The following is a 20595-nucleotide window of genomic DNA, read 5'->3' as shown; positions in this document are numbered from 1 at the left end:
GGCGGCCGGTACCCGTCGTCACCGATCAGCTTCGAAACCGCGCCCGCCGAGCCCGGTCCGCGAAACCGCCGGGAGGGCGGCTCCCCGATGGGGAACCGCCCTCCTGATGGACTACCGGGACTGCCGAGCCGAACCGTCAGTCTGCTTCGGTCTCGCCGTTCTCGTCGTGGCTCGCGGCGCCGATGGAGACCGGCGGCGCGTCCGGGACCGAGGACGGGCGCTTCTCACCGCGGAAGGTGAAGTGCGCTTCGTCGTCGCGGTCCTCGGGGTTGCCGCTCCAGCCGTCGACGTCGACCAGGATGATCTGGCCGGCCTCGATCTCGCCGAAGAGGATCTTCTCCGAGAGCTGGTCCTCGATCTCGCGCTGGATCGTGCGGCGCAGCGGCCGCGCACCCAGCACCGGGTCGAACCCGCGCTTGGCCAGCAGGGACTTCGCCTTGCCGGTCAGCTCGATGTCCATGTCCTTGGCCTTGAGCTGCTTCTCCACCCGCCCGATCATCAGGTCGACCATCTGGATGATCTGGTCCTGGGTGAGCTGGTGGAACACGATGATGTCGTCGATCCGGTTCAGGAACTCCGGCCGGAAATGCTTCTTCATCTCCTCGTTGACCTTCTGCTTCATCTTCTCGTAGCGGTTGGTCACATCCGCTCCGGAGGAGAAGCCGAGGCTCACGGACTTGGAGATGTCCGAAGTACCCAGGTTCGAGGTGAAGATCAACACCGTGTTCTTGAAGTCCACCGTGCGGCCCTGGCCGTCGGTGAGGCGGCCGTCTTCCAGCACCTGCAGGAGGGTGTTGTAGATCTCCTGGTGCGCCTTCTCGATCTCGTCGAACAGCACCACCGAGAACGGCTTGCGCCGCACCTTCTCGGTGAGCTGCCCGCCCTCTTCGTACCCGACGTAGCCGGGAGGGGCACCGAAGAGCCGCGACGCGGTGTACCGGTCGTGGAACTCGCCCATGTCGATCTGGATCAGCGCGTCGTCCTCGCCGAACAGGAACGCCGCGAGCGCCTTCGACAGCTCCGTCTTACCGACACCCGAGGGACCGGCGAAGATGAACGAGCCGGACGGCCGCTTCGGGTCCTTCAGCCCGGCGCGGGTGCGGCGGATGGCCTGCGACACGGCCTTGACCGCGTCCTCCTGGCCGATGATGCGCTTGTGGAGCTCCTCCTCCATGCGCAGCAGCCGGGTGGTCTCCTCCTCGGTCAGCTTGAACACCGGGATGCCGGTCCAGTTGGCCAGCACCTCCGCGATCTGCTCGTCGTCGACCTCGGCGACGACGTCGAGGTCGCCGTCCTTCCACTGCTTCTCCCGCTCGCCCTTCTGCCCGAGGAGCGTCTTCTCCTCGTCCCGCAGGCGGGCCGCGCGCTCGAAGTCCTGTGCGTCTATCGCCGACTCCTTGTCCCGGCGGACGTCGGCGATCTTCTCGTCGAACTCACGCAGGTCCGGCGGGGCGGTCATGCGGCGGATCCGCATCCGGGCGCCGGCCTCGTCGATCAGGTCGATCGCCTTGTCCGGCAGGAACCGGTCGTTGATGTACCGGTCGGCCAGGGTGGCCGCCGCGACCAGCGCGGAGTCGGTGATCGAGACGCGGTGGTGCGCCTCGTACCGGTCGCGCAGGCCCTTCAGGATCTCGATCGTGTGCTCCAGCGACGGCTCGCCGACCTGGATCGGCTGGAACCGGCGCTCCAGCGCGGCGTCCTTCTCGATGTACTTGCGGTACTCCTCGAGCGTGGTGGCGCCGATCGTCTGCAGCTCGCCCCGGGCCAGCATCGGCTTCAGGATCGAGGCCGCGTCGATCGCGCCTTCGGCCGCGCCGGCACCGACGAGCGTGTGCAGCTCGTCGATGAACAGGATGATGTCGCCGCGGGTCTTGATCTCCTTGAGCACCTTCTTCAGGCGCTCTTCGAAGTCACCGCGGTAGCGGGAGCCGGCGACCAGTGAGCCCAGGTCCAGCGTGTAGAGCTGCTTGTCCTTGAGCGTCTCCGGGACCTCGCCCTTGACGATGGACTGGGCCAGCCCCTCGACCACGGCGGTCTTGCCGACGCCGGGCTCGCCGATCAGCACCGGGTTGTTCTTGGTCCGGCGGGACAGCACCTGCATGACCCGCTCGATCTCCTTGCCGCGCCCGATGACCGGGTCGAGCTTGCCCTCGCGGGCCAGCACGGTCATGTTGCGGCCGAACTGGTCGAGCACCAGCGAGGAGGACGGCGTGCCCTCGCCGCGGCCGGTGCCGGACTCGGTCGACTTGCCCTCGGTCTGGTAGCCCGACAGGAGCTGCAGCACCTGCTGGCGCACCCGGTTGAGGTCCGCGCCGAGCTTGACCAGCACCTGCGCGGCAACGCCCTCGCCCTCGCGGATCAGGCCGAGCAGGATGTGCTCCGTGCCGATGTAGTTGTGGCCGAGCTGCAGCGCTTCGCGCAGCGACAGCTCCAGCACCTTCTTCGCCCGCGGCGTGAACGGGATATGCCCGCTCGGCGCCTGCTGGCCCTGGCCGATGATCTCCTCGACCTGCTGGCGCACCCCCTCGAGGGCAATGCCCAGCGACTCGAGCGCCTTGGCGGCGACACCCTCACCCTCGTGGATCAGACCCAGGAGGATGTGCTCGGTGCCGATGTAGTTGTGGTTGAGCATCCTGGCCTCTTCTTGGGCCAGGACGACCACCCGCCTCGCGCGGTCGGTGAACCTCTCAAACATGCGCACTCCCTCGACTGCTGCGTCGGCGGCCCGTTTCCTTCGTGGAACGCACCCACGACGGACAGCACCGTGCAGACCACTGTAGTAGCCGCGCGGTCGCGCTGACGTACCACTACTGCTCTCGGTGGCCCTTTCGCACCCGGCCGGTGACCCGTCCGGTCACCCCTCATCATCCGGTTGCCCTGCACCTTTACGTCAAGCAGAACGTGCGGACGGCCACCAGGATTCCACCCGGACCACCCTGTCCGCTCACCGCGAACACGACGGGGAGCTGCGAGTTCCACCGACTGGCCACTCGATTGGCGTAGCCTCGCGCCGCATGTAAGGTTAGGCAGACCTAACGATCCCGGCGGAACAGGAGGGCCGCGGTGAACCAGCAGCGGTCCTTCCGCGACGCGCGGGAGATCGGCGACGACCTCACCTCCTCGTTGCTGCGGGTCGGGGCACTGCAGGAGCGCGGGGAGCTGCGGAGGGACGTGCCGGCCGGCTGGTTCCGGTGCGCCGACCTGCTGGCCCGGCCCGGGCTGTTCCAGGAGTGGCGTGAGCTGCTGGCTTCGTGGCTGACCGCGGAGCACGGCTCGGCCCCGGCGCGGACGACCGCGAGCTACGTCATGTCCTGGTACCTGCACGTGCCCGCGTACGTCGGCTCGCTGCTGCTGCACCACGAGCGGCGGGTGCCCTCGCTGAAACCGGAGCGCCTGGCCTTCGGCCTGGGCGAGGACCGGCCCCACCCGGAGGGCATGGCGGTGCTGGGCGAGGCCTTCTACTGCCTGCCCACCGACCCCGGCTCGGCCCGCCCGGAGGCCACGGTGGTGCGGGACGAGCGCGCGCTGGCCGCCGTGCTGCGAGCCCAGTACGTGGCCCACGCGGCCGAGTTCGTCCGCGCGTACGCGCCCGGCAGCCGGCTGGGCCGCCGGATGCTGTGGGCCGCGGCCACCGACGCGCTCGACAATTCACTCTGGTGGGCGGGCCGCCAGGGTGGCACCCCCGACGCCGAGGGCGCGGGCGTCGCCGACGCGGCCCTGGTCCTCGACGAGCGCCACCGGCCGCTGACCTCGGCCTCTACCCTGCGGCTGACCGACGGCCCGGACGGGCACCGCGAGTGGGCCCGGCGCCGGGAGAGCTGCTGCTTCTCCTACCTGCTGCCCGGCGAGTCCGAGTGCGGGGAGTGCCCGCGGACCTGCGCCCGCTGATCCGGTCCGGCCGGAGCGCGGGGGCGGAATCCGCGCGAAAATCGTCCGGCGACGGGGAAATGGTCACTGCAAACGACAAGTTGCTGATCGCAAAGCGCGTACCGAGTGCGCAGCCCGCACTCGGTCGCCGAAGCGGTGGAAACAATCGCGGCCGTTCCCGGACGGCTCGAACGCCTCGAACGGCTCGGATGTCTCGGCTGCGTTACCGAAGTGGGCGATCCGGGTATACCGCCTGAACGAGACGGGCCCGAGTGATCGCCGACACGTTCGGTGCCGATTAAGCCGCACTCACCCGTCCGGCGCGCTATCGCGATCAACCACACTTCACCCGTGGTTTCCCCGTCGGAGCCGGACAGAAAGCGGACAGCAAAACGGCCGCCGGGGATAACCCGGCGGCCGCTTCGAAGCGCGAGAACCCCTCAGTTCTTCTGGTGGTAAGCCTCGACGACCTCGGACGGGATGCGTCCGCGATCGGAAACCTGGTAGCCGTTCTTGCGGGCCCAGGAGCGAATGGCCTGGTTCTGCTCACGGTCGACCGTGGCCGGCCGTGCCGCCGACTTGCCCCCGGCGACCGGGCGAAGGGCGGCGCGCTTGCGCCCACCGGCGCGACGGGCGTGCTCGACGTACTGGGCGAGCGCGTCGCGCAACTCTTCGGCGTTTTCCGAGGACAAGTCGATCTGGTAGCTCACGCCGTCCAAACCGAACTCCAGCGTCTCTTCGGCCTCACTGCCGTCGAGGTCGTCAACCAGGGAGACCAGCACCTTCTGTGCCATCTGTTTCCTCCTGCGGGGGCTTACGCGAATGATCTGGGTACGGGGCGAGCCCCGGGACAGAAGTCTTTGACACCTGTATTAATACCCGCTCACCCCGGCCTGTGCAAATCTCGATTGAGATAAACCTCGCCCGTTCTGCGTGACGGCTATTCGGGCCGGACGAGCGGGAAGAGGATGGTCTCCCGGATACCGAGCCCGGTCAGCGCCATCAGCAGCCGGTCGACCCCCATTCCGACACCGCCGCTCGGGGGCATTCCGTACTCCAGAGCGCGGAGGAAATCCTCGTCGAGACGCATGGCCTCACTATCACCCTCGGCCGCCAGCCGGGACTGTTCGGTCAAGCGCTGGCGTTCCACCACCGGGTCCACCAGTTCGGAGTAACCGGTGGCGAGTTCGAATCCGCGGACGTAGAGGTCCCACTTCTCCGCAACGCCCGGCCGGGTGCGGTGCTGCCGGGTCAGCGGCGAGGTCTCGAGCGGAAAATCACGGACAAAAGTGGGGGCCCGAAGATCGTCACCGACGAGGTGCTCCCACAGTTCCTCCACGAGTTTGCCGTGCGCGAGCTTCGGATCGACCTCGATACCCCGCGCTCGGGCGAACTCGTGCAGGGCCGCGGCCGGCGTCTCCGGAGTCACTTCTTCACCGAGCGCAGCCGACAGTGACTCATACATGCCAAGCGTCGTCCATTCGCCGGAAAGGTCGTACTCGGTTCCGTCGGCGAGGGTGACGATCTGGGTGCCGAGCACGTTCTCGGCCGCCTCCTGGATCAACTCGCGGGTCATCACCGCATTGGTGTCGTAGGTGGCGTAGGCCTCGTAGTACTCCAGCATCGCGAACTCGGGCGAGTGCGAGGAGTCGCTGCCCTCGTTCCGGAAGTTCCGGTTGATCTCGAAAACCTTCTCGATCCCGCCGACCACACAGCGCTTGAGGTACAGCTCGGGCGCGATCCGCAGGTACAGGTCGAGGTCGAAGGCATTCGAATGCGTCACGAAAGGCCGGGCCGCGGCGCCGCCGTGCAGGGTCTGCAGCATCGGGGTCTCGACCTCGGTGAATCCACGCCGGTGGAACGACTCGCGCAGCGAGCGCACCACCCCGGCGCGGGTGCGGACCACATCGCGGGCCCGGTCCCGCAGAATCAGGTCGACATAACGCTGCCGGATTCGCGTTTCCTCGGCCAGCTCCTTGTGCGCGACCGGCAGTGGGCGCAGCGCCTTGGACGTGAGCTGCCACTTGTCCGCCATCACGGAAAGCTCACCGCGCTTGGAGGTGATCACCTCACCTTCGACGAATACGTGGTCACCGAGATCGACGTCGGACTTCCACGAGGCGAGCGCCTGCTCGCCGACCTTCGCCAGGCTGATCATCGCCTGCAGTTCCGTGCCCTCACCCTCACGAAGAGTGGCGAAACACAGTTTGCCCGTATTGCGGAGAAACATCACCCGGCCGGTGACCCCGACCGTCTGACCAGTGGCGGTGTCGGCCGGGAGATCCGAATGCGCGGCCCTGACCTCGACCAGCGAGTGGGTGCGGGGAACCGCTACGGGGTAAGGGTCGACACCCTCCGCGATTATCCGGTCGCGCTTGTCCCGGCGCACCCGCATCTGTTCGGGCAGGTCGTCATCGGGCAGCGCGTCGGACGCGGGGAATTCGGTCATGGCGCACAGCGTACGAAGCCGCTGGTCGGCTACGCCAACCGGATTACCCTTCGCCCCGCGAGCGTGGTCTTTCGAGTATTAGGCTGGCCGCTCGTGACCGAACCCACGCACGACCCGGAACTGCACGCCCGGCGAGCCTCGTCGTTCGGCGAAGAGGCGGCCGCCTACGCCGAGCACCGGCCCGACTACCCGCGCGCCGCGCTGGAATGGGCCCTCGAAGGCGTCGCCCACGAACCGAAGGACGCCCTCGACCTGGCGGCGGGCACGGGCAAGCTCACCCAGGGGCTGGTCGGCCTCGGCCTTTCGGTGACCGCGGTGGAGCCGGACCCGGGGATGCTGGCCGAGCTGTCCCGGCTGCTGCCCGGGGTCACCGCGCGGCTGGGCCGGGCCGAGGAGATCCCGCTGCCGGACGCGTCGGTGGACGCGGTGTTCATCGGCCAGGCCCTGCACTGGTTCGACCTGGGACCGGCCTTCGCCGAGATCGCGCGGGTGCTGCGGCCCGGCGGGGTCGTGCTGCCGCTGTGGAACCACGACGACGTCAGCGTGCCCTGGGTCGACGGGTTCGGCGCCCTCGCGCGCACGGGGGTGAGCCGGGGCTGGGCCAGCGGCGAGCGGACGCTGGACACGCCCCCGGGGTTCACGCCGTTCGAGGAGAACCGGTTCCACCACGCGCAACGGCGGACCGTCGACTCGATGGTGGCCACCATCGCCACCCACTCCCACCTGCTGGTGGCCGAGCCGGTCGAGCGCGAACGGATCCTCACCGCGGCGCGCGGGTACCTGCTCTCGAACCCGGCCACCGCGCACGGCGAGTTCGACCTGCCGCTGCTGACCACCGCGTTCCGCGCCCGGCGGATCTGACCGCCGGCGACCGGGCGGTGCTACCGTCGGAAGCGACGCCGAAGCGTCCCGGACGAGAGCGTCGTACCCGGTCAGGACAAGACGACGCAGTGCCCTGGAAGTCACTGCGAAAGGCTCCGATCATGTCCTGGCTCGTACTCGTCGTCTCCGGTGTCCTCGAAACCGTCTGGGCCGCCGCCCTCGGCGCGGCGAAGGGTTTCACCCGCCCGATCCCGATCATCACCTTCGTGGTCGCCCTGCTGCTCAGCATGAGCGGGCTCGCCTACGCCCTGCGCACCATCCCGCTCGGCACCGGTTACGCGGTGTGGGTCGGGATCGGCGCGGTGGGCACCGCCGTCTACGGCATCGTGGCCCAGCACGACCCAGCCTCGTTCGGCCGGATCTTCTGCCTGGTGCTGATCGTCGCCGGGGTGGTCGGGCTGAAGGTGCTCCACTAGGGCGGCGGGGCCCACCCGGGCGCCGTTCAGCGCACGTTGCGCTCGTACACCAGCCGCAGGCCCATCAGGGTCAGGTCCGGCACGTGCTCGGTGATCGTCTCCGACTCGCCGAGCACCAGCGGCGCCAGTCCGCCGGTCGCGATCACCGCGACCGGCGCGGCGCCGCCGGGCTCCAGCTCGCGCACGATCCGCCGGACCAGACCGTCGACCTGGCCCGCGAACCCGTAGAGGATGCCGGACTGGAGGCACTCCACGGTGTTCTTGCCGATCACCGATCGCGGCGCCACCAGCTCCACCTTGCGCAGCGCCGCGGCGCGCGCGGCCAGCGCGTCCACCGAGATCTCGATGCCGGGCGCGAACGCGCCGCCGAGGAACTCGCCCTTGGCGGAGACCGCGTCGACGTTGGTGGACGTGCCGAAGTCGACCACCACGCAGGCCGTGGGGTGCAGGTGGTGGGCGGCGAGGGTGTTCACCAGCCGGTCGGCGCCGACCTCCCGGGGGTTGTCGACCAGCAGGGGCACGCCCGTGCGCACGCCCGGCTCGATCACGATCTTCGGCAGCCGCGGGTAGTAGCGGTCCAGCATCACCCGCAGCTCGCGCAGCACGGCCGGGACCGTGGACAGCGCGCTGATGCCGGTGACCTCGTCGGCGTGCGAACCGAGCAGGCCGCGCACGGTGAGCGCGAGCTCGTCGGCGGTGATGCGAGCGTCGGTGCGCATGCGCCAGTCGCCGATCAGCGTCTGCCCCCGGTACAGGCCGAGCACGATGTTGGTGTTGCCGACGTCGACGGTGAGCAGCACGCGGTTTCCTTCACTGCCGGCCCGCCGGCGGCGGTGGGTTGGTTCAGCTTTCGGCGTGCAGGAGCGCGTCGAGGCGGCGCGCGTCGGCCGTCTCGGCCACCGGGAACGCAATGACGTCCTCGTCGCTCAGCAGGACGGTGCCGGACAACAGGCCCGAGCCCTCCGGCACGTGCGCCGGGTCCGCGCCGCGCTCGACCACGCGGTTGTCCTCGGACACGAAGACCACCCGCGGCTCGTACGCCCGGGCCTCGGCGTCGTCCATCTGCCCGTAGGCGATCAGGATGACGAGGTCGCCCGGGTGCACCAGGTGCGCGGCGGCGCCGTTGATGCCGAGCACGCCACTGCCCCGCTCACCCCTGATCACGTAGGTCTCGAGCCGGGCCCCGTTGGTGACGTCCACAATGGACACCTGCTCGCCCGGCAGCAGGTCGGCCGCCTCCATCAGGTCCTCGTCGACGGTCACCGACCCCACGTAGTGCAGGTCCGCCTGGGTCACCGTGGCCCGGTGGATCTTCGACTTCAGCATCGTGCGGTACATCGTGGACTCTCCCTCATTCCCCTGCGTCCAGCTCCACGCTCGGATGCTCAACCGCGGCTCCGAGCAGCAGTCCCACGTTGTCGATCAGCCGGGTGCTCCCCACCCGGGCGGCGATCAGCAGCCGTGCCTCACCGTCGACGGGCGCCGGCCCGAGATCGGTTCCCCTCAATTCCAGGTAGTCCACCACCACCTGGGGACGCGCGGCCAAAGTCCGGCGGGCCACGTCCAAAACCGCATCCGCCCCGTCGCGCCCGACGTGCGCCCCCGCGGACAGCGCCGCGGACAGCACCACGGCGTCCTCCCGCTGCTCCGGCGTCAGGTAGACGTTGCGGGACGAGAGCGCGAGCCCGTCGCGCTCGCGCACCGTCGGCACCCCGATCACGTGGGTGCCGAGGTTCAGGTCCTTCACCATCCGCTTGATCAGCACGAGCTGCTGGTAGTCCTTCTCCCCGAAGAACGCGTAGTCCGGGCGCACCAGGTTGAACAGCTTCGCCACGACGGTCAGCACACCCGCGAAGTGCCCGGGCCGCACGGCGCCCTCCAGCTCGTCGCCGAGCGGGCCGGGGTGCACGGTCACGGCCGCGCCCTCGGCGTAGAGGTCCGAGGCCTTGGGGGTGAAGGCCAGCTCGACGCCGGCTTCGGCGAGCGTGGCGAGGTCGGCCTCCAGCGGACGCGGGTAGGCCTCGAAGTCCTCGCCCTCGCCGAACTGCAGCGGGTTCACGAAGATCGACGCCGCCACGACCATGTTCGGCAGCCGCTTCGCGCGGCGCAGCAACTCGCGGTGGCCGTCGTGCAGGGCGCCCATGGTCGGCACGAGCGCGACCTTGCGCCCGACCGCGTGCAGCGCGTGGCTGACCTGGCTGACGTGCTCGGGCGGCTGGAACGTGTTCAGCGTGCCGCGCTGGAACTTCGGTGTGGTCACGGGGTCTGTCCTTCGGCGGGGTCGTCGAGAAGTTCGGTGAGCTCGGCGGCGGCCGCCGGGTCGAGGGTCCCGGCGGACCGGGATCGCTCCGCCGTGCGCCGGGCCAGGGCCCGGTAGGCCGGGGCGATCTCCGGCGAAGCCTCCGTCAGCACCGCCAGGTGCCGGCGGACGGTGCCGAGGTCGCCCCGCGCGACCGGACCGGTGAGGGCGCGGTCGCCGTGCCGGAGGACATTGTCCAGGGCGGCCGAGAGCAGGGGGGCGACGAGTCGTTCCGCCGGCCCGATCCCGGCCTGGCGCAGCAGTTGCGTGCAGTCCGCGACCAGCGTCATCAGGTGGTTCGCCCCGTGGGCCAGCGCCGCGTGGTAGAGCGCGCGGGCCGGCTCGGGGATCCGCACCGGTTCGGCGCCCATCTCGACCGCGAGCGCCTCGCCGACGTTCCACGCCGCCTCGTCCTCGGGGGCCGCGGTGACGCCGATGCTGGCGGTGGCCAGCCGCTCGAGGTCCTCGGCGCGGCCGGTGAACGTGAGCACCGGGTGCAGGGCCAGCGGCAGCGCGCCGACCTCGGCGGCGGGCGCGAGCACGTCCACGCCGTGGGCGCCGGAGGTGTGCACGACGATCTGCCCGGCCCGCAGCGACTCCGTGGCCACCAGGCCGCGCAGCATGCCCGCGAGCGCGTCGTCGGGCAGCGCCAGCAGCACCAGGTCCGCGCGCCGGACGACCTCGTCGGGCGGCAGCAGCGGAACCCCGGGGAGCAGGCGCTCGGCCCGGGCGACCGACGCCGCGGACAGCCCCGAAGCGGCGACCACGGTGTGGCCCGCGCGGGCCAGCGCGGCCCCGAGCACGCTGCCGACCCGGCCGGTCGACACCACGCCCACGGCGAGCCTCGCGGGCCGGTTCACCAGGCCACTTCGCAGCGGTCCGGGGCGGGGCGCACCGCACCGATCGGGCTGGTCACGGCGTTCGCCGGTGGACGCTCATGGCTCGTTCGACTCCCTTGGCTCGTTCCAGTCCCGCTCGCGGGCTCGGGTACCGGACGACGGCGCGAGAGTAGCCCCGATCCGGCCGGTGGACCGAGTTGAAGGTGACCAGCTTCACCCGGCTCCGTGATGGCCTTCATCACGAACTTCCGTCCGTGGCCAGCCGGACGGCTTCGGCGCGCGCGGTCTTCAACGTGTGCAGCAGCTCCTCCTGGCGCTGCCGGTCGGCGTCGGTCCGGAGCCGCTGCCGCCGCAGGAAGGCCAGCTCGGTGACGCTCGACTGGTACTGGCTCACGGCCTTCGCCGCGGCCTTGCCGGACTCCTGGCGGGCCTGACGGCGCCACGCCCGCCGTCCGGACAGGCTGCCCAGCAGTTCGACCTCCGAGGGCGAGATCCACCTCGCCGCGGCCATCTTCGGCAGCGCGGCGGCGACGATCCGCTGCTCCCGCCGCCGTTGCAGCACGATCACGTAGGACACCCCGATGAACAGCGGGACCATGATCAGGAAGTACACGGTCAGGAACGCCTTGGAACCGCCGAGCACGGCCGAGCTGTTCCACAGCGCGTGCAGGCCCACGGCGACGACGTAACCGCCGAGCGGGGCGAAGATCCGGACCGCCTTCTGCGTGTTCCGCGCCGCCACGCCGAACCCGATGCCCGTCATCACGCCGAACAGCGGGTGGGTGAACGGCGAAAGCACCCCGCGCAGGAAGAAGGCGGCCAGGACACCGGCGTTGGCGCCGTTGCCGAAGCCGTAGTCCGCGAACGCGCGGCCGAAGTAGTAGATGTTTTCGGTGAACGCGAAGCCGGCGGCGCTGAAGCCCGCGTACACGATGCCGTCGACCACCCCGTCGAACTCGTGGCTGCGGCGCCAGAAGATGAACAGGACGAAGGCGCCTTTCGCGGCTTCCTCGACCAGCGGCGCGGAGACCAGCGCGCTGACCTTGCTGCCGGCCCCGCTGCCGAGCAGCAGGTCGCCCACGGCTTCGGCGCCGCTGTTGATGAGCAGCGCGGTGATCGTCGCGATGCACGCGCCCCAGGCGAAGGCGAGCAGGAGCAGCTTCGCGGGCTCCGGCTCCCACCGGTCCACCCACAGGAACCCGGTGACGACCACACCGACCGGCACGAGCGCCGCGACGACCCCGATGGCCACCGCGAGCCAGCCGACCCGGGCGGTCGCCAGTCCGAACAGGAACAGCCCGCACAGGGCCACCACGAGCAGCCCGAGCACCGGCAGCAGGACGGTGACCCGGCGGGGCAGCCGGTTCCGGGCAGCACCCGGCGCGCTGGAGGGGGATCCGCTCACGGGCAGTCACCCTACGGGGGTGGGCCGGGGCTGTCTTGTCTGGTCACCCGGCGGTCGGAATCGCCTGGTCCGGCCGAGAAAAACCCACCGGGCGAGGCGGGCCGAGGTGAGGCGGCCCACCTCGCCCGGTGTAGGCGACGGCTTCGAGGCGGCTCAGTCCTCGGCCCGGCGGCGGCGACGCGGGCTCGGGGCGTCGGCCCCGTTGGCGGCCAGCAGCTCCGTCACGGAGCGCCCGGCGGTGTGCGAGCCGCTCGACGGCGCGTCCTCGGCGGAGCGACGGCCGCGGGCGGGCTCGGCCTCCTCGACCGGCTCGGCCTCCCGGTGGCTACCCGAAGCCACTCCCTGCCAGGACGGGGGCTCCCCGTCCGCGCGGCGGCGCCGTCCGCCACCGGTGGGCTCGGGAGCAGGCTCGTCCTCGGCCCGGCGGCGCCGGCCGCCGGGCTGGGGCGCGGAGACACTGCTGCGGACCGCCTCCGGGAGCGTCGGGTTCACCGGGGGCTCGGGGGGCTCCTCGGCCGGCGAGTGGTGCGCGCCGTGGCGTGCCGGCGACGCCGGGGCCGGCTCGGCCGACAGCGGCGACAGGTCCTGGCGGGAGAACTGCTCCAGCCGCGAAGGCTGGCGCGGGCCCGAGTCCGGCACGTGCGCCGGCGCGTCGAGCGACGGCAGGTCCGTGCGCGAGTTCGACGCCTCACGCGGCTTCGGCGGGTTCTCCTTGGCCGGTGGGCGCTGCCGCTCGGCGAAGTCGTCCCGCGGCTGGAACGTCTCGGCCGGCTTGCGCCCGCCGTCCCAGGCCGGCTTCCAGGTGGTCGTGGCCTCGACCGCGACCGGCGGAACCTGCAACGGTTCCGACCGGGGCGTTTCGGCGCGGGCGGCGGAGGGCTCGGTCCGGCGCGAGTCCGCCAGGGCGTCGCTCCGGCGCGGGGCCGACGGTGACGCCCCGGTGCGCGGCTCGGCCCGGGTCACCTCCGATTGCGGCACCTCGGCGCGACGAGGGTCCGGCTCCGGCCGGTAGGCCGGCCGCATCGCGGACCGGGGCTCGTCGGCGGGCCGGTCCTCCGGACGCGGCTGCGGGCGTGACGCGTGCCGCGTCACCTCGGCGGGTGCGGGCTCGGGCTTCGCGACCGGCGCGACAGTGCGGGTCGGCTGGGGTTCCGGGACCTCGCGGCGCGAGTGTGGTTCGGGAGCGTCCCGCCGTGAAGCCTCGGCCCGCAGCTCGGCGGCCTTCACCGCGCGGGCGGCGGGCGACTCCTGCGGCTCCGGCTGCGGCCGGTTCACCGGCTTCGGCCGCGAAAGCTGCTGCGTGCGCTGGGTGGTGACGGTGGACGGCGGCTTGCCGTTCGGCCCCGGCGGACCGCCGGGACCGGGGCCGTGCGGCACCACGCCGTTCGACGGCTTGCGCCGCCGCTCGGCCACGGAAGGCTCCAGCACGCGGTCCATCATCTCGGTCGGCCGCTCGTTGACCTCGACCTTCTTCGGCGCCATCAGCTGGGCCGGCTTCTTGCCGTTGCCGTTCTTGGCCTGCGAGCCGTTCTTGGTCTCCGGAGCGGCCGCGACCAGCCGCTGGTCGTCGCCCAGTGAGCGCATGCGCGTGGCCTGCGCGGTCAGCGCGACCCGTTCGAGCAGCACCTCGCCGCCGCCGAACAGCGACTGCAGGCTCTCCCGCAGGGCCGACACCTCGGCGCGCAGAGCTTCCAGCTCCTCGCGCGAATGCGCCTGAGCGGCCTCCCTCGTCTCGGCTTCGATCTCCAGCTCGTACTCCCGCCGAGCCGCGATCTCGCGTTCCAGTTCCAACTCGTACACCGCCTGCGCCTCGGCGACCGTGTCCTCGCTGTGTGCCGCGTGCTTGCGATACCTCACGGCCAGGAAGGCGCCGATCAGGGCGGCCCAGAGGGCGGCGACGATGCCGAGCCGGAGGAACCGGAGGTCGTCGCTGAGCACCAGTGCGAGAGTGGCTCCGATGGCGAGGAGGAATCCGACGACGAGCCACGGCCGCCCCAGAAGGCGGCCGGGCGAGTCGTCACCCACGCCGGTCATGCCTGACACCGTACCGTCTGGTGACCCGAACGAGACCCAGTCGGTACTTCGAGCGGCCGGTTCGGCTCGTTAACCGGTCGCTCCGCGGCCGCGGTCCCGATCACTGCCCGGCGGGGTCCGGCAGCAGTGCTCCAACCACAAACCCGCAGCTACCAGCAGCGCGGACGACACCGCCCCGGCCACCGCGGAACGGCTGTCCGAGCCGGCCGCGACGAGTTCGTCACGTCGCGGAAAAACGTAGGCGAAGGCGGCCACCCAAGCCCCGGTCATGAAGGCCCCGGCCAACGAGGAAGCTTTGGCGAGCGCGACCGATCGCGCGATCCGGATCGCGCCGACCACTCGCCCGGCCCGGATCCTCGACCGGATCGAGTAAGCCAGGATCGCTTCGATCACCGCGAGTACCGCGAACGTCACCCCGGCCAGCAACGGCAGCGGCGGCAGATCGCCGTAGACGAGCTGGAACACCACGTAGGTCAGAACGAGGCCGAGTACCGCGGCCACCGCCAGCTCGCGGGGCCGGGTGAAGTGCATGCTCCCACCGTACCGAGGAGCACCGGCCCCACCGCCGCGTCCTGGCTTCAGCCGAGCGAAAGCTCCGGCCGCCGGACCACCCCGAGCCGGTCGGACTCGGGCCGGAGTGCCAGCAGCCCGGCCAGCGGGCCGTGGCCGGGCAGAACCGCGGCCGGCTCGATCTCCAGCCACGGCACGAGCACGCTCGCCCGGTCCGGGGTGCCCGGGTGCGGCAGGAGCAGCTCGGGATCGGCCGAGCTGACGCCGTCGACGGTCACTATGTCGACATCCAGCGTGCGCGGCCCCCAGCGCTGCTCCCGCACCCGTCCGGCCGCCCGCTCGGCCGCCTGCCCGGTGCGCAGCCACGCCCAGTGGTCGCGCGCGGGGTCGTCGACCACGCAGACGGCGTTCAGGAAGTCCGGCTGGTCCTCGACGCCCCACGGTTTCGTCTCGTAGACGCCCGAAACCGCGACCAGCCACGGCCGCACGGCGTCCACCGCGCCGCGCAGGTGCCCGAGGCGGTCGCCGAGGTTCGAGCCGAGCGAGAGGACGGCGCGGCTCACCGCTCCCGCCGGACGGTGACGGCGACGTCGTCGAAGGTCAGCGGGATCGGCGCGGACGGCTTGTGCACGGTGACCTCCACCGCCCCCAGCCGACGGTCGAGCAGCACCTCGTCGGCGATCCGGCCGGCGACGCTCTCGATCAGGTCGTACGGCTCGCCCGCGACGATGCCCGCCGCGAGCTCGGCCAGCTCGCCGTAGTGCAGGGTCTGGGTCAGGTCGTCCGAGGCCGCGGCCGGGCCGAGGTCGAGCCAGACCGTGATGTCGACGACGAACTCCTGCCCGTCGCGCTTCTCGTGCTCGAAGACGCCGTGGCGCCCGAACACCCGAAGCCCGGTGAGCGTGATTCGGTCAGCCATCGGCCCTCCCCTGTGACCAGGCGGCCGCGACCGCGACCGCGTCGAGCGAAGCACCCACTTCGTGCACGCGCACCCCCCACGCGCCCGCCGCGGCGGCGAGCGCCGAAACGGCGGCGGTGGCGTCTTCCCGGCCGGACGGCGAACGCGGCTCACCGTCCTTCCCGGACAGCAGCCGGCCGAGGAACCGCTTGCGCGAGGCTCCCACCAGCACCGGGAAGCCCAGCGACCGCACCGAGTCCAGACCGTGCAGCAGGGCCCAGTCGTGCTCGGCCCGTTTCGCGAAGCCGATGCCGGGGTCCAGCACGATGGCCTCGGTCTTCACCCCGGCCGCGACGGCTTCGTCCACCCGGGACAGCAGCTCGGCCCGCACCTCGGCGACGACGTCGGTGTAGCGGGCCAGCGCGTTCATGTCCTGGCTGGGCCCGCGCCAGTGCATCAGCACCCACGGCACCCCGGCCTCCGCGGCGACCCGCGCCATGCCCGGGTCGGCCAGTCCGCCGGAGACGTCGTTGATCACCTGCGCGCCGGCCTCCAGCGCGGCCTCCGCGACCGCGGCCCGCGTGGTGTCGACCGACAGCGCCACGCCCTCGCCGGCCAGTTGCCGGATCACCGGCAGCACCCGCGCGACCTCGGTCTCGGCGTCGACGCGCAGCGCACCGGGCCGGGTGGACTCCCCGCCGACGTCGATCAGGTCCGCGCCCCGCGCCCACATCTGCCGGGCGTGGTCGAGCGCCTGGTCCAGGCCGAGGTACCGGCCGCCGTCGGAGAACGAATCGGGGGTCACGTTGAGGATGCCCATGACCGCGCACCGCCCGGGCGACGGCAACGGGCTCACCGGCGCCCCCTGATCAGCTCGATCGCCTCGGCGCGGGAGGACGCGGACGTCCGCAGCAACCCCCGCACGGCCGAGGTGGTGGTGCGCGCGCCCGGTTTCCGGATCCCGCGCATCGACATGCAGAGGTGCTCGGCCTCCATCACCACGATCACCCCGCGCGGCTCCAGCTTGCGCACCAGCGCGTCCGCCACCTGCGAGGTCAGCCGCTCCTGGACCTGCGGGCGCTTCGCGTACAGGTCGACCAGCCGGGCGAGCTTGGACAGACCGGTGACCTTGCCGTCGGCGTTCGGGATGTAGCCGACGTGCGCGACCCCGTGGAAGGAGAGCAGGTGGTGCTCGCAGGTCGAGAACATCGGGATGTCGGTGACCACCACGAGCTCCTCGTGGGACTCGTCGAAGGTCTTGTCCAGCACCTCGGCCGGATCGAGGTAGAGGCCGCCGAACATCTCCTGGTAAGCGCGAGCGACCCGGGCCGGGGTGTCCTTGAGGCCATCCCGGTCCGGGTCTTCGCCGCAGGCGAGCAGCAGCTCGCGGATGGCGTTCTCCGCCCGGTCCTGATCGAAGACCGGGCGGGCCACGCCGTTGTCAGTGCTTGTCTGGTCCGTCCACGTCACGCCGCTGCTGCCCCTCGTCCGGCTGCCGGCCGCTCGCCCCATCGGCGAACCAGCCGTCCTCAGCCGGACGGTCGTCGGCGGGACGCCACGCCTGCTGCCCGGGGTTGCCGCCCGGCGAGGTCGCCGGGGTCCACCCCGGCGGGGCACCGTAGTTCGGCGGTCCGCTCGGCGCACCACCCGGGCCACCGGGGGAGTAGCCGCCTGCCGGACCGCCCGGCTGCTGACCACCATACGACTGGGGCCAGTACCCGGTGCCGTTCGGCCCACCGTGGGGACGGCCCCCGTTGGGGTGCCCGCCCGGCTGCGGCGGGGCGTACGGATTGGCGTTCGGGTCCGGGGCCGGGTACGGCGGCCCGCCGGGCAGGTCGCCGGCCCCCGGCGCGGTGCCGACCGGGGTCGGCTCCGGCTGGCGGACCGGCTTCTTCTCCGGCGGGGGCCACGGCTCGCCGCGCTCCATCGCCAGCTCGCCCGGGGTCTTGATCGGCGGCTTGTCCGAGGGCGTCCGCTCACCGAACTCGTTGAACACGGTGATGTGCGGGCGCTTCTCGACCGTCGCGAAGATCCGCTCCAGGTCCTTGCGGGTCAGCGTCTCCTTCTCCAGGAGCTCGATGACCAGCTCGTCGAGCACGTCGCGGTAGGTGTTGAGCACGTGCCACGCCTCGGTGTGCGCGGTCTCGATGAGCTTGCGCACCTCCTCGTCGATCTCGTGCGCCACCTCGAGCGAGTAGTCGGCCTGGCGGCCGGCCGAGCGGCCCAGGAACGGGTCACCCTGCTCCTGGCCGTACTTGACCGCGCCGAGCCGCGCGCTCATGCCGTACTCGGTGACCATCGCGCGGGCGATCTTCGTCGCCTGCTCGATGTCCGAGGACGCACCGGTGGTGGGCTCGTGGAAGACCAGCTCCTCCGCCGTGCGCCCACCCATGGCGAACACCAGCCGGCCGATCATCTCCGAGCGGGTCATCAGCTCCTTGTCGTCCTCGGGGACGAGCAGGGCGTGCCCACCGGTGCGGCCGCGCGGCAGGATGGTCAGCTTGTACACCGGCTCGATGTCCGGCATCGCCCACGCGGCGAGCGCGTGCCCACCCTCGTGGTAGGCCGTGATCTTCTTCTCCTTCTCGGAGATGATCCGGCTCTTGCGGGCGGGGCCGCCGACCACGCGGTCGACCGACTCCTCCAGCGCGGCCTCGCTGATCACGTGCCCGTTCTGCCGGGCGGTGAGCAGCGCGGCCTCGTTCAGCACGTTGGCCAGGTCGGCGCCGGACATGCCGACGGTCCGCTTGGCCAGGCTGCCCAGGTCGGTGCCCTGCGCGATCGGCTTGCCCTTGGCGTGCACCTCGAGGATCGCGCGGCGCCCGCGCATGTCGGGCGCCGAGACCGGGATCTGCCGGTCGAACCGGCCCGGGCGCAGCAGCGCCGGGTCCAGGATGTCCGGCCGGTTGGTCGCCGCGATCAGGATGATGCCGCCGCGGGCGTCGAAGCCGTCCATCTCGACCAGCAGCTGGTTCAGCGTCTGCTCGCGCTCGTCGTGCCCGCCGCCGAGGCCGGCGCCGCGCTGGCGGCCGACCGCGTCGATCTCGTCGACGAAGATGATGCACGGCGCGTTCTGCTTGGCCTGTTCGAACAGGTCGCGCACCCGCGAGGCACCGACACCGACGAACATCTCGACGAAGTCCGAGCCGGAGATCGTGTAGAACGGCACCCCCGCCTCACCGGCGACGGCCCGCGCGAGCAGGGTTTTACCGGTGCCCGGCGGCCCGTAGAGGAGCACGCCCTTCGGGATCTTCGCCCCGAGCGCCTGGTACCGCGCCGGGTTCTGCAGGAAGTCCTTGATCTCGTACAGCTCTTCGACGGCCTCGTCCGCCCCCGCGACATCGCCGAAGGTGGTCTTGGGCATGTCCTTGTTCAGCTGCTTCGCCTTGGACTTGCCGAAGTTCAGGACGCGGTTGCCGCCGCCCTGCGCGTTGTTCATCATCCACATCAGCAGGCCGAGGACCAGCGCCAGCGGGATCGCGAAGATCAGGATCTGCGTCAGGAAGCTCTGCGTCGTGACCTTGGTGGTGAACTTGACCGGCTGACCGCCGTTGTTCGCCTTCAGGATGTTGTCGTAGATCTCCTGCGCGGCGTTGGCCGGGTACTGCGCGACGATCTGGTCCGTCTGCGTCCCGTCGACGTCGATCTTCTGCGTGAGCAGCAGTTTGACCTGCTGTTCCTTGTCCTCGAGGCTGGCTTCCTTGACGTGGTTCTGCTTGATCTGGAGATCAGCCACTGAGATGGGAGCCTGGGTGTATCCACGATCGCTGTCGAAGATCGTGTTGTAGGCGAACAACGCCAGCAACCCCGCGACGATCCACAGCAGTGGGTTCCTGAGCACGCTCTTCCGGTTCATACGACTCGGCCCTGCTGGCCTCGACCCTCCCTGGTTGGGCGGCTCCTGTGATACCCGCCATCACGATCTTGACAACCCATGGTGCTCCCGCACCTGTCACATCAGGGTACCGTCCGGGCGGACCATGGGCCCCGATGAGCCACACGCAGGTCAACGGGCGATACCGCACCAGGGTTCCCGGACCGTTCCGGTCCCGGTCACCCTAGCGTGTGTCAACCGCCACAGAGGCCACCATCTCATCCAGCCGCTTCCGCAGCGTCTTGGGCTCGGCCGGCGCCACCGTCACCCATTCCCGGCCGTCCGAACCCGCACGTGAGAGGCTCAGGTAGCGCCCGGTGGCGGTGTCGAACCAGCCCAGCACCCTGGACCGCTGCCGGACCCCGAGCGAGGACCGGCTGTTCGCTGCCAGCTGACCGCCGCGCAGCCGCGGCTGCCCCGAGATCAGCCCGTAAGTCTCCTTGGGGTCGACCGTCACCCGCTCGCTGAGTGACTGACGCCTCCCCCGGCGGCCCTTCTCCTCGGCCTCGGCGGACCCGCTGCCGGTCGAAACGGGCACGCGGATCGGGCGGGTGCTGAGCGCTTCGTCGAGCGGAAGCGTGACGGGCGCTTCGGTGCCGCGGGGCCCCGCCGGCAGCAGGTCGACCACGGCGGACACCAGACCATCCGACGGCACCTCGCGCAGCCAGATGCCGTCGCCGTCCTGGATTGCCACCACACCGGTCCGATCGTCGGCCGCGGCCAGGATCGCGACCGGGTGCGCCTGGAACTGCGGGATGTGCACCGCGTCGATGGATCCCCGGCCCCGCGCGAGCAGCCCCAGCCAGTCGTCGAGGCGCGGTGCGACGTAGCCGCGGGAATCGCGCACCCCGCGCGCTTTCAGCTCGACGTCGACCCGATGCCGCAGCGACACCCGCTCGTCTTCGGTGGCGCCGTGCGACCGGACCCGCAGCGGGTACGGCAGCTCACCCAGCCCCATGGACTCCCAGAGGAAGTCGAACGCCAGCGGGGTGAAGAACTCTTGCTGCATGCGGTGCTGCTCACTCTCCAGGATCGAACTCTGGCTCAGCGTAGCGCGGGGCGCCGGGCCGGGGTCAACGATTCAGCCGGTTCCGGCCGGGCCCGCCGGGCGGTGGTGAGCGA

At 71.3% G+C, this 20595-nt stretch carries 19 protein-coding genes and 1 riboswitch; of the genes, 3 read left to right on the top strand and 16 right to left on the bottom strand.

The genetic code is table 11. The annotated features are described in order from the left end of the window. Nucleotides 1-136 precede the first annotated feature (136 nt). Nucleotides 137-2695 (bottom strand): ATP-dependent Clp protease ATP-binding subunit, encoded by a 2559-nt coding sequence (locus NYF13_RS08630; protein ID WP_315655479.1) that lies wholly within the window; start codon nucleotides 2693-2695, stop codon nucleotides 137-139. Between the two features lie 368 nt (nucleotides 2696-3063). Between NYF13_RS08630 and NYF13_RS08625 the strand changes: the two genes are divergently transcribed. Then, entirely contained in the window at nucleotides 3064-3888 is an 825-nt protein-coding gene (locus NYF13_RS08625; protein WP_315655478.1) for a (2Fe-2S)-binding protein, read from the top strand. A 419-nt stretch (nucleotides 3889-4307) separates the two neighbouring features. Here NYF13_RS08625 and NYF13_RS08620 read toward each other — a convergent pair whose 3' ends face one another. Next, nucleotides 4308-4661, bottom strand: a complete 354-nt coding sequence (locus NYF13_RS08620; RefSeq protein WP_315655477.1) for an Lsr2 family protein — start codon at nucleotides 4659-4661, stop codon at nucleotides 4308-4310. A 146-nt stretch (nucleotides 4662-4807) separates the two neighbouring features. Continuing rightward, complete coding sequence (gene lysS / locus NYF13_RS08615; protein ID WP_315655476.1) at nucleotides 4808-6316, bottom strand: lysine--tRNA ligase; 1509 nt, start codon at nucleotides 6314-6316, stop codon at nucleotides 4808-4810. Nucleotides 6317-6409: 93 nt separating this feature from the next. Between lysS and NYF13_RS08610 the strand changes: the two genes are divergently transcribed. Both NYF13_RS08610 and NYF13_RS08605 read left to right on the top strand, forming a co-directional pair. Continuing rightward, nucleotides 6410-7177, top strand: coding sequence for a class I SAM-dependent methyltransferase (locus NYF13_RS08610; protein ID WP_315655475.1), 768 nt, complete (start codon nucleotides 6410-6412; stop codon nucleotides 7175-7177). A gap of 29 nt (nucleotides 7178-7206) precedes the next feature. Next, nucleotides 7207-7268, top strand: a riboswitch (guanidine-III (ykkC-III) riboswitch). Nucleotides 7269-7299: 31 nt separating this feature from the next. After that, entirely contained in the window at nucleotides 7300-7614 is a 315-nt protein-coding gene (locus tag NYF13_RS08605) for an SMR family transporter (protein WP_315655474.1), read from the top strand. 26 nt (nucleotides 7615-7640) lie between these two features. On the opposite strand, the gene NYF13_RS08600 is transcribed toward NYF13_RS08605, so the two are convergent. From NYF13_RS08600 to NYF13_RS08540, 13 genes are all read right to left on the bottom strand, one after another. Continuing rightward, on the bottom strand, nucleotides 7641-8414 hold the full coding sequence (locus NYF13_RS08600; RefSeq protein ID WP_315655473.1) for a type III pantothenate kinase: 774 nt from the start codon (nucleotides 8412-8414) through the stop codon (nucleotides 7641-7643). A 43-nt stretch (nucleotides 8415-8457) separates the two neighbouring features. Continuing rightward, nucleotides 8458-8952, bottom strand: a complete 495-nt coding sequence (gene panD, locus NYF13_RS08595; RefSeq protein WP_315655472.1) for an aspartate 1-decarboxylase — start codon at nucleotides 8950-8952, stop codon at nucleotides 8458-8460. 13 nt (nucleotides 8953-8965) lie between these two features. Then, nucleotides 8966-9874 carry a pantoate--beta-alanine ligase gene (panC, locus tag NYF13_RS08590; RefSeq protein WP_315655470.1) on the bottom strand — a complete coding sequence of 303 codons (909 nt, stop codon included), beginning with the start codon at nucleotides 9872-9874 and terminating at the stop codon, nucleotides 8966-8968. After that, nucleotides 9871-10773: a DUF2520 domain-containing protein gene (locus tag NYF13_RS08585; protein ID WP_315655469.1), complete on the bottom strand. Its 903-nt coding sequence runs from the start codon at nucleotides 10771-10773 to the stop codon at nucleotides 9871-9873. The genes panC and NYF13_RS08585 overlap by 4 nt, the downstream gene beginning before the upstream one ends. 217 nt (nucleotides 10774-10990) lie before the next feature. Further along, nucleotides 10991-12112 carry a PrsW family intramembrane metalloprotease gene (locus NYF13_RS08580; RefSeq protein WP_396287258.1) on the bottom strand — a complete coding sequence of 374 codons (1122 nt, stop codon included), beginning with the start codon at nucleotides 12110-12112 and terminating at the stop codon, nucleotides 10991-10993. A gap of 198 nt (nucleotides 12113-12310) precedes the next feature. Next, nucleotides 12311-14191 (bottom strand): DUF6779 domain-containing protein, encoded by a 1881-nt coding sequence (locus NYF13_RS08575; protein WP_315655466.1) that lies wholly within the window; start codon nucleotides 14189-14191, stop codon nucleotides 12311-12313. Between the two features lie 69 nt (nucleotides 14192-14260). Then, entirely contained in the window at nucleotides 14261-14722 is a 462-nt protein-coding gene (locus NYF13_RS08570; protein WP_315655464.1) for a DUF3180 domain-containing protein, read from the bottom strand. Between the two features lie 47 nt (nucleotides 14723-14769). Next, the gene (gene folK / locus NYF13_RS08565) at nucleotides 14770-15264 is read right to left on the bottom strand and encodes a 2-amino-4-hydroxy-6-hydroxymethyldihydropteridine diphosphokinase (RefSeq protein WP_315655463.1); all 495 of its coding nucleotides are present in this window, start codon (nucleotides 15262-15264) and stop codon (nucleotides 14770-14772) included. Further along, a complete protein-coding gene (gene folB / locus NYF13_RS08560; RefSeq protein WP_315655462.1) occupies nucleotides 15261-15620 on the bottom strand; it encodes a dihydroneopterin aldolase in 360 nt (119 codons plus the stop codon). The genes folK and folB overlap by 4 nt, the downstream gene beginning before the upstream one ends. Further along, nucleotides 15613-16419 carry a dihydropteroate synthase gene (gene folP, locus NYF13_RS08555; RefSeq protein WP_315657267.1) on the bottom strand — a complete coding sequence of 269 codons (807 nt, stop codon included), beginning with the start codon at nucleotides 16417-16419 and terminating at the stop codon, nucleotides 15613-15615. Before folP ends, folB begins: the two co-directional genes overlap by 8 nt. Nucleotides 16420-16451: 32 nt before the next feature. After that, nucleotides 16452-17069 carry a GTP cyclohydrolase I FolE gene (gene folE / locus NYF13_RS08550; RefSeq protein ID WP_315655461.1) on the bottom strand — a complete coding sequence of 206 codons (618 nt, stop codon included), beginning with the start codon at nucleotides 17067-17069 and terminating at the stop codon, nucleotides 16452-16454. Then, entirely contained in the window at nucleotides 17041-19455 is a 2415-nt protein-coding gene (gene ftsH, locus NYF13_RS08545; RefSeq protein WP_315655460.1) for an ATP-dependent zinc metalloprotease FtsH, read from the bottom strand. Before ftsH ends, folE begins: the two co-directional genes overlap by 29 nt. 202 nt (nucleotides 19456-19657) lie before the next feature. Next, entirely contained in the window at nucleotides 19658-20482 is an 825-nt protein-coding gene (locus NYF13_RS08540; protein ID WP_315655459.1) for an ESX secretion-associated protein EspG, read from the bottom strand. Nucleotides 20483-20595 lie beyond the last annotated feature (113 nt).

It is taken from the genome of Amycolatopsis sp. PS_44_ISF1, assembly GCF_032335455.1.
Classification (GTDB): Bacteria; Actinomycetota; Actinomycetes; order Mycobacteriales; family Pseudonocardiaceae; genus Amycolatopsis.
The sequence above is the reverse complement of the archived record's forward strand: the minus strand, read 5'-3'. Positions and strand labels throughout refer to the sequence as shown.